Origin of the sequence: Acrocarpospora catenulata (assembly GCF_018476525.1) — a bacterium.
Classification (GTDB): Bacteria; Actinomycetota; Actinomycetes; order Streptosporangiales; family Streptosporangiaceae; genus Acrocarpospora; species Acrocarpospora catenulata.
Window position 1 is genome coordinate 1 of sequence record NZ_JAHCST010000126.1, and the last position, 5,355, is coordinate 5,355.

Below are 5,355 nucleotides of genomic sequence, written 5' to 3' on the forward strand. Positions count from 1 at the left end.
GTGTGCTCTCCCGATCTGGCGGGGGCGGGGGCGGCCGCGGCCGGGGCCTCGGTGGCGCAGGGCATGGTGCGCGGGGACGAGAAGGCGGCGGGGGTCACGGGCGTACGGGCCACCGGCCAGGCCGCGCCGCTGGACGCCGACGGGAAGAAGAAGGCCGGCGTGCCGGCGCCCCGGCCCGGGGCGGCGCCGCCGCTCAACCTGCGTCCGGTCAACGGCCGCCCGGGCACCGGTCCCGGCCTCAACGGGCCTCGCCGCCCGGGTGGTCCGGTTCCGACCGGTACTGGAGCGCCGTCTGCTGTTCCGTCCGGGGGACCGTCTTCGGGTGGGTCCTCCTCGTCCGGGGGCTCCTCGGGGGGCTGGTTCAGTGGCCGGTCCGGTGGCGGCTGGGCCTCCCGGCCGTCGGCGGCCAGGGGTGGCGGCAGGCCTTCCGGCGGGCGCTGGTCGGGCGGTTCATCGGGTTCGTCCCGGGGCTCGTCGTCGTCCGGTGGTGGCGGTGGCTTCTTCGGCGGCGGTGGCGGTTCCTCGCGGAGTTCCTCGGGTTCCTTCTTCGGTGGGGGCGGCTTCTTCGGCGGTGGCGGGCGGCGCCAGGCGGAGCCGCCGCCGCGTTCGGAGCGTTCGGCGCCGCCGCGCTCGCCTGAGCCGACCCGTTCCCCCCGGAGCGAGCCGCGGTCCCAGTCTCCCCGGCAGGGCCGTTCGGAGGCGCCCCCGCTCTGGCTGCCCAGCCGGTCGGAGAGCGGTCGTAACGGGGAGAACGCGCCGTTCTGGTTGAGGCCCGCAAAACGCGACAAGGACTGACATGCAGGAAACCGACGGCCGGAGGAGGGCCGCCTTCGTGGCCGTGGTCGTCGTGCTCGCCGCCATCGGCCTCTACCTGACCACGCTGGGCAGCGGGGACGGCCGGACCACCCCGGAATCGGCGGAGCGGACCGGCAGGCCCGGGACAGGCACGATCGCCACCAACGTGCCCGCGGTGCCCAGCCAGGTGGCCACCACGCCGTCCGGTGAGTTCGACGTGTACTCCTACCTGCCGCTCTCCCGGGACGAGTTGGCCGCCGCCGCCGACCTGGCCCGCCGGTTCGTCGGCGCGTACGGGACCTACTCGCACGCCGACCCGGCGGCGCGGGTGGCGCGGACCCAGCGGTTCACCACTGTGGAGTTCGGCGAGGAGCTCAACCGCAGCCTGACCGCGCCCGCCCTGGTCCAGCACGACGCCGCCGAGCAGACCGTCTCGCAGGGGTCGGCCAAGGTGAGCGCGATCCGGGACATGAGCGTCGACTCGGTGGTGTTCGTGGTCGCCTCCACCCAGCACATCACCGCGCTCTCCGGCGCCCGCGACCAGACCGACGTGTACGCGGTGACCGTCATCAAACTGGGCGCCGACTGGCGGGTCTACGACATGCAGCCGGCCGACGCCGGGCAGGACGGGGACAGCTCGCCGTGAGCACCGTGACCACCAACGACAGCAGGGTCTCCTGGAAATGGGTGGCCGCGCTGCTCGCGGTGGTGGTGCCGCTGACCCTGTTCGGGTCGGTGGTGCTGATGACGCCGTTACCCCCGTCGCTGATCGGCGGTGGGGGCGCCGAGTGCGCGGTGGACACCAGCGACCTGTCGGAGACCGCCAAGGAGGACATCCCGCCGGAGTACCTGAAGCTGTACAAACAGCACGGGGAGGCGGTCGGGGTGCAGTGGAACGTGCTGGCGGCGGTGGGCAAGCGGGAGACCGACCACGGGCGGTCGAAGTTGCCCGGGGTCGGCTCGGGCACCAACGAGGCGGGCGCCGCCGGGCCGATGCAGTTCCTGATCAGCACCTGGGGCGGCAAGCCGCAGATCAAGATCCCCTCGGAGTTCAACGGGTACGCCTCGGACGGCGACGACGACGGGATCGCGGACGTCTACAACCCGGCCGACGCCATCCTCGGCGCGGCCAAGATGCTCAAGCGCAACGGCGCTCCCGACGATCTGCGCCGGGCCATCTTCGTCTACAACCGGGCCAACTGGTACGTCGACCAGGTGCTGGAGATCGCCCAGCGGTACGCGGCGAGCGGGCAGGTCGGGGTCCCGCCGGAGGCCAACCCCGACTGTGAGTTCCCGCTCAACGCGCCCAGCGAGACCGTGGAGCAGATCCTGCAGTACGCGCTGGCGCAGCGGGGCAAGCCGTACCGGTGGGGGGGGACGGGGCCGGACGCGTACGACTGTTCCGGGATCATCTACATGGCGTACCGGAGTGCCGGGTTGTCCATTCCGCGGACCACGTTCGGGCAGTGGCCGTTCGGGGAGAAAATCGAGGCGGGGACCGAGCAGCCGGGGGATCTGGTCTTCTTCAACGCGGGGCCGGGGACGTCGGTGACCTCGCCGGGGCACGTGGGCATGGTGGTGTCGCCCGGGAAGATGGTCGAGGCTCGGTGTACGCGGTGTGGGCCGATCAAGGTGACCACGTACAAGGATCGGGGCGGGATCGTCGGGTACACCCGGCCGCTGGCCAATCCTGATGTTCAGGAGCAGTTGAAGCGGCTGCCGTCGCTGGCGGGGGGCGGCACGCTGAGCATGTCCGCGGTCAGGGGGAGTCAGCCGCGTTGGGCCGGTCCGGCGCCACCTGCGCAACTACGCTAGACAGACATGAAGAAGATCGTTGTGGGTGCCGCGATCATCGAGGGCGGGCGGTTGCTCGCCGCGCAGCGGGCCGAGCCGGTTGAGCTCAAGGGTGGGTGGGAGCTGCCGGGCGGGAAGGTCGATCCCGGGGAGAGTGATCACGCCGCGCTGGTCCGGGAGTGTGACGAGGAACTCGGGGTGGCGATCTCGATCGGGCGGCAGGTGGGTGGGGACTGGCCGCTCGGGGACGAGGGGTACGTGCTGCGGGTCTGGCTGGCCACGATTCTGGCGGGGACGCCGTCGCCTCTGGAGCATCTGGCGTTGCGGTGGCTTTCTCCGGAGGAGTTCGGGTCGGTGGCGTGGCTTCCGGCGGATTTGCCGATTGTGGCTGCGGTCCAAGATCTGATCAAGGAGGGGTTGAGGCCTGGGCTCGCGTGACATAACGCTTACTAAGCGTGCATCGGGGGAGTTCGGGTGGCGAATTGGTGGCGACGTGGATATGTCGTGTCGGTTGTGGGGGCGGGGGTTGTCATTCTGGGTGGTACGGCGGTGGCTGCCGTCGCGGATCAGGAGGCAACCCAACGTTTCACTGGCCCGGTCGGGTCTCTCGGACTGTCCGGGATTTCTGAACTATCAGGAGATTCGGCACGATTTGGGCAGTCGGGAATGTCCGGCTCGGGTTCGCGGGCTTTCGGGGCATTCGACTATTCAGAACAAAAGGGACTTTTCGGGCAATCGGAATCTGTTGCCTCAGCTCGGATTCTCGCGCTATCGGCGCGCGCAGTGTCAGGGGCAGGCACGGGGACGGTCGCAGGGACCGGGACCGGGGCCGGGGCCGGGGCAGGGGCTGGGGCAGGGGCCGGGGCAAGGACGGGGGTGCCGGTCCGGTACCTCCCCTCGGAGGCCGGGATGCCATCCGCTTGTGTCGAACCCGAGGAAGCTGTCCGTCTGGCGACGCTGTGGCCGGACTCTTTTAGCTTGGTGCAAGCGGCTGCTCGGCTCGCCGCACCATCCTCCTATTCATCAGACACTGCCGCCACGGGCGCGTCTCCGGTCCCGTTGCCACGGGTCGTCCCGTTGTGTACGTCTTCGCCGTCCCCCCTGCCGTCTGTGCAGCTTGGACAGGCTCCCGGGGTTCGTACGCAGAACCCGGTGACCGTGTCAGACTCCGAACGCGAGTCGGACGGCGGGGCTTCCAGTGGGGCTTCCGGTGGGGCTTCTGGTGGGGCCTCCGGCGGGCAGAACGTCTACGTCCTGGTGGGCACTCCCGGCGTCTGGGGTCCGCCGAACGCCTGGCCCCAATTGCCTCAAGGACCTGGAACACCGCAAACCACAGACCAATCCACAACAACAAACCAGGGCGGACCCCCTTCCCGCCCCCGCAACCCATCCAGCCCACGAGGCCAGTCACGGAGCCAGACCTCGACTTATCCGGCCGCACAAACCCACCACAGATATCCGTACACCACCGGCCCTTGGCTGCCACCTCACCACGCAGCCGAACCGGCCACACCACCCTACGGATACTCCGAACAATTCCTACCAAACCACCACAGCCACCCAGGTCACCCTGCTCAGCCCGACCCATTCGACCGATCCACATACCTAATCGGCCCCAACGAGGCGACCTTCCCAGCAGGCACCGCCCCAGCTACTCCAGACATCAGCCCCTTCGGCGTCATCGGCAGCGGCCCGAGCGGTCCTGGCGGCCCCGGAACTGCTGGTGGCCCGGGCGGCCCCGGCGGCCCTGGAGTTGCTGATGGCCCTGGCGGTCCGCGCGGTCCTGGCGGCCCTGGAGTTGCAGGTGGCCCTGGCCGTCCCGGGTTCCCCGGTGGCCTAGGCGGGCCTGGTGGTCCCGGCGCTCCTGGTGGCCCGGGTGGTCCGGGTGGTCCGGGCGGCCCTGGAGTTGCTGGTGGCCCTGGCAGCCCTGGCGATCTTGGAGTTGCTGGTGGCCCTGGCGGTCCCGGGTTCCCCGGTGGCCTAGGCGGGCCTGGTGGTCCCGGCGCTCCTGGTGGCTCCGGCGGTCCGGACGGTCCGACTGGTCCTGGTGGTTCGGACAGTCCCGGTGGCCCTGGTGGCCCTGGTGGCCCTGGTAGCCCCGGTGGCTCCGGTGGCCCCGGTGGTCCTGGCGGTCAGGACGGTCCTGGGGGTCCGGGTGGTCCGGGTGGTGGTCCCGGTGGGAGTAGCCCAGGCGGTCCGAACGGCCCGGAGCTTGCCCTTCCAGGACCGAACGCATCACCGGGTGGCGCTCTCCCGCCGGGCGTCGAACTCCCGCAACCTCCAGGCACGGACCCAGGCGCTCAACAGCCCCCGGACCTCTCGGCGAACGCCGCACTCACCAGCGCGGAGGGCGCAGCCAACCCGCTCCTGGAACCCGGCGCCCTGCCCTCGGCACCACCCGTCGACTTCCCGGGCATAGAGCCCCCAGGAGTCATGGTGCCCCCGGCGTCCCCGCTGGTGGCCCCGCCCTACCCACAACAACAAACACCAACCACACCAACCGCAACCACCAACCGCCTCGACACCATCAAGGGCTTCCCTCTGGCCGCAGCCGCAGTAGCCGGCCTCCTAGCCCTCCTCGGCCTACAACTCCACATCACCCGAAAGGACCGCCCACACCACTACACCCGCGACTTCCACCCCGACCCGCAATAACCCCGCCCCGACCAGCTCGCCTTACCCTCCACCAGGCCGAGGCCACCCCAACTGGCCTCGGCCACCCACCCCACCCTCCACCCCCTGCCCGACTTCGCCGTCCCCGTCCCC

4 protein-coding genes and 1 pseudogene are annotated in these 5,355 nt (G+C 70.8%); 4 read left to right on the top strand and 1 reads right to left on the bottom strand.

Translation table 11 applies throughout. The features are described 5' to 3' along the window. Positions 1 to 788 (bottom strand): annotated as a pseudogene (locus KIP79_RS45800) (hypothetical protein); the annotation flags it as partial. Positions 789 to 796: 8 nt separating this feature from the next. On the opposite strand from KIP79_RS45800, the gene KIP79_RS45805 reads away from it, so the two are divergent. From KIP79_RS45805 to KIP79_RS48865, 4 genes are all read left to right on the top strand, one after another. Continuing rightward, positions 797 to 1,441 carry a hypothetical protein gene (locus tag KIP79_RS45805; RefSeq protein ID WP_214111365.1) on the top strand — a complete coding sequence of 215 codons (645 nt, stop codon included), beginning with the start codon at positions 797 to 799 and terminating at the stop codon, positions 1,439 to 1,441. Next, the gene (locus tag KIP79_RS45810; RefSeq protein ID WP_308170256.1) at positions 1,438 to 2,610 is read left to right on the top strand and encodes an NlpC/P60 family protein; all 1,173 of its coding nucleotides are present in this window, start codon (positions 1,438 to 1,440) and stop codon (positions 2,608 to 2,610) included. Before KIP79_RS45805 ends, KIP79_RS45810 begins: the two co-directional genes overlap by 4 nt. Positions 2,611 to 2,616: 6 nt before the next feature. Next, on the top strand, positions 2,617 to 3,027 hold the full coding sequence (locus KIP79_RS45815) for a (deoxy)nucleoside triphosphate pyrophosphohydrolase (RefSeq protein WP_214111366.1): 411 nt from the start codon (positions 2,617 to 2,619) through the stop codon (positions 3,025 to 3,027). Between the two features lie 1,411 nt (positions 3,028 to 4,438). After that, on the top strand, positions 4,439 to 4,573 hold the full coding sequence (locus tag KIP79_RS48865; protein WP_256447795.1) for a hypothetical protein: 135 nt from the start codon (positions 4,439 to 4,441) through the stop codon (positions 4,571 to 4,573). Positions 4,574 to 5,355: the final 782 nt, after the last annotated feature.